The 3,111-nt window shown below is 38.5% G+C and carries 3 protein-coding genes and 1 rRNA gene; 3 read left to right on the top strand and 1 reads right to left on the bottom strand.

Going from position 1 to position 3,111, the window contains the following annotated elements; genetic code table 11:
* The first annotated feature begins 8 nt into the window (after window positions 1–8).
* Window positions 9–125 (top strand): 5S ribosomal RNA (gene rrf / locus H6G75_RS32555).
* A gap of 141 nt (window positions 126–266) precedes the next feature.
* Here the strand turns inward: rrf and H6G75_RS32550 are convergent.
* Window positions 267–1,322 carry a hemerythrin domain-containing protein gene (locus tag H6G75_RS32550; protein WP_190983975.1) on the bottom strand — a complete coding sequence of 352 codons (1,056 nt, stop codon included), beginning with the start codon at window positions 1,320–1,322 and terminating at the stop codon, window positions 267–269.
* A gap of 255 nt (window positions 1,323–1,577) precedes the next feature.
* Between H6G75_RS32550 and H6G75_RS32545 the strand changes: the two genes are divergently transcribed.
* The gene (locus H6G75_RS32545) at window positions 1,578–2,318 is read left to right on the top strand and encodes a DUF2993 domain-containing protein (protein ID WP_190983974.1); all 741 of its coding nucleotides are present in this window, start codon (window positions 1,578–1,580) and stop codon (window positions 2,316–2,318) included.
* 27 nt (window positions 2,319–2,345) lie between these two features.
* Window positions 2,346–2,894: a DUF2231 domain-containing protein gene (locus H6G75_RS32540; protein ID WP_190983976.1), complete on the top strand. Its 549-nt coding sequence runs from the start codon at window positions 2,346–2,348 to the stop codon at window positions 2,892–2,894.
* The last annotated feature ends 217 nt before the right edge of the window (window positions 2,895–3,111 follow it).

Here is a 3,111-nt window from a genome sequence, read left to right as displayed (position 1 = left end):
CAAGTTTTCCTGGTGCCTATGGCGCGGTGGAACCACACTGATACATCCCGAACTCAGAGGTGAAACGCTGCTGCGGCTACGATAGTTGGAGGGTCGCCTCCTGCCACAATTGCTCGGCGCCAGGTCTCTTCTTCTAAAAGCTCCTTAGTGCTAATGATATTACTAAGGAGCTTTTTAGTGTTTTTCTATTAATAGAATAAAAAGGAGATAGTTGAAGAACTTATCCCCTTTTTGATTGAAATATCCAATCAGATGTTATCTATAAATTAGACATTTGCTCCAGTTGCACTTCCACCCAATCGTTCTTGAATTTTGGCTTTAGCTGCTTTAAATTCTGTAGCGAGTTGCTCACTTTGTTGAGTATTCAAATTGTTGCGGATGGCAGCAAACATTGTGCTTTCTTCTTGACGAACGTGGTCGCCAACGATATCCATCAAATTTCTGATTCTATCTTTAAATTCAGAGGTTGAAGGACTAATACCTTTAATTTGATTTAAAAGCCGCTTCATTTCAGCTTGTTCATCATAGAGTTCTTGGGTATCACCTTCACCATAGAAAGAGCGAACTCTGGGGTAAACTACTTCCTCTTCAGCTTCAGCATGGGCAGTTAAATCTTTGTAGATTTGACCAAAGTATTCTTGAATCTTTTGAGGATTATTGCTTTGGAGCAATTCAGTGAACAAGATATTTACTTTGTTGTGATCCAAGCGAATCACGTCTTGAATGTTCATATCTTGTTTGTCAGTACCTTGGGTAACAGCACTACCTACTGCACCGCTAAAGGCGGCGATCGCATCTTGTACCCTTGCCCAAATTCCTTGGTCTGCATCTTGTCCAGTTAACTCACGCACACCGAGTATTTCTAGAATACCTTTGAGTTGTTCTTGGTGAGCGCGGTTTTCAAAGTTAACGGGATTAATAGGCCCAATAGCTGCCATCACATCAGCACCAACTTTTTGTGCTGCTTTGTGTACTAACAACCCACTCAGAACTTGTTGATGCTTTAATAATTCGTGCTGAGATACTTTTTCGTAGAAACTCAGTTCCGAACCTTGCATCAGTTTGCGAACTTGTTCAAGCATTTGCTGAACAGTTTGTTTCGGTTCTTGCTGAATACCATACTGCACAATTACAGTTTCTATAATGCCCAGATTTTTTCTATCATCTTCAAGAAAATCCCGGATGCGATCAGATATTTCACTATCGGTAGACTCTCTCAAAAACAGCTCTTCATTCTCAATAAGTAACTGTTGAACTAATTTAATACTAGCTAATTTACTAGCAATAGCATTGCGCTTTGTATCATCTAAAGTTGATACCATTCTGAAGTTCTCCTCAAAAAGTAATCAGATTATTACTAGTCACAGCTTGTCATAGGAGTTAATCATATTCCCTCCTTCTTTTGAGCGATTAATTAGGTAACTCTGGATAGAAACACAATTTTTTTTACATAAGTATCTCTGATTCTTCTTTTGGAGATACACAGAATAAATTTTGTCTCCATCGTTAGATAGATAAAATTTTGAAATTATTTTTCTAAATTGTCCAAAGAGAGTCAAAAACGAGATAAGAACGCAATGTCAGAAAGTCCTGGGATAGGAGAGCAAGCACTAAATAAAGCTGCCGAAATAGGATTATCTAGTCAATTGGATGAGGTAGAAAATTTAGATGTCAATATTAAAACTGATCCACTAAAAATAGTTCAGGGACAAGTGGATGCAGTAGAAATATCAGGCGAAGGTTTGGTGATGCAGAAAGACCTCCGAATGGAGGAATTAGAAATGCAAATGGGGAATGTTGCTATCAATCCTTTAAGTATAGCTTTTGGCAAAATTGAACTGACTAAACCGACAAAAGCTAGTGCGAGAGTTGTATTGACTGAAAATGATATCAACCGTGCTTTTAATTCAGAATATGTACGATCGCAACTTCAAAGCCAAAAAGTACATGTCAATGGTCAATCTAGAAGTATAGAACCACAATATGTAGAATTTCAGTTACTTGATAATCAAAAGATATGGCTCAATGCAACTATTCAATTAAAGGAAACAAGAGAAACTCAAAAAGTTGCTTTTTCTGCAATGCCCAAAGTTAGTGCTAATGGAGAAACTGTATCTTTAGAAAATGTCGAGTATGGGGAAGGTGAAGAAATCTCACCAGAATTAACAAAAGCTTTGATTGAGCAAACTAGTGAAATTCTCAATTTATCTAACTTCGATTTAGAAGGTATGAGCTTGCGAGTTAAGCAGTTAGAAGTAGAACCAGGTAAATTAACACTGCAAGCAGAAGCTTATGTAGAACAGATTCTCTCAGCTTAAACAAAAGGATAATTATTTATGGAAACTATGGAAACTTCAGAAACAACATCGGCTTCTAGTCCTTTTCCCAATATCCCACCAATTATTGAGAGTGATGATCGAGAGTATCGTGATACTGGCGTACCTAGCACAGTTGCGATCGCAGGACATCCCTTACACCCTTTAAGTGTAATTTTCCCGATAGCCTTTTTAGCCGCAGCTTTAGGAAGCGATTTTGGCTATTGGCTAACTCGTGATTATTTCTGGGCGCGGGCTTCTTTGTGGTTGATTGGACTCGGATTGGTTGGAGGTTTAATTGCAGCTGCGATTGGGTTAAGCGACTTTTTGAAAATTGAGCGAGTCCGTAAACGCACTGCTGGCTGGGCGCACCTAATCCTAAATGTTTCTATCTTAGTTTTAACGCTGTTTAACTTTCTTTTGCGTTGGGGTGATGCAGAAGCTCGAATCTTACCTTGGGGACTATTGATATCTCTGGTTGTGGGAACATTAACTAGTGTTTCTGGGTGGTTTGGTGCAGAACTCTCCTATCGCCATAAAATTGGCGTAGTTGGGGCTGGTAGTAAAAGATATCCGTAACTTTATTTGAGATTCAAGTTATGAAGGCTAGAATTTTGTTGAGTCTCTAACTTTGGAAAAATACGTCACAACTGTAGCTCAAAAATATTCAGAGGCTATTTATAAAGTAAATCTAAAGGCGAGTAGGAGGGGATGACGGCAAGAATTAAAATACCTGATATGCAGTGTATTTACGTAATTGCTTATGGCACGAAAGTCTTATCCCACAGACTTAAAT

Origin of the sequence: Nostoc sp. FACHB-280 (assembly GCF_014697615.1) — a bacterium.
Classification (GTDB): domain Bacteria; phylum Cyanobacteriota; class Cyanobacteriia; order Cyanobacteriales; family Nostocaceae; genus Nostoc_B.
The sequence above is the reverse complement of the archived record's forward strand: the minus strand, read 5'-3'. Positions and strand labels throughout refer to the sequence as shown.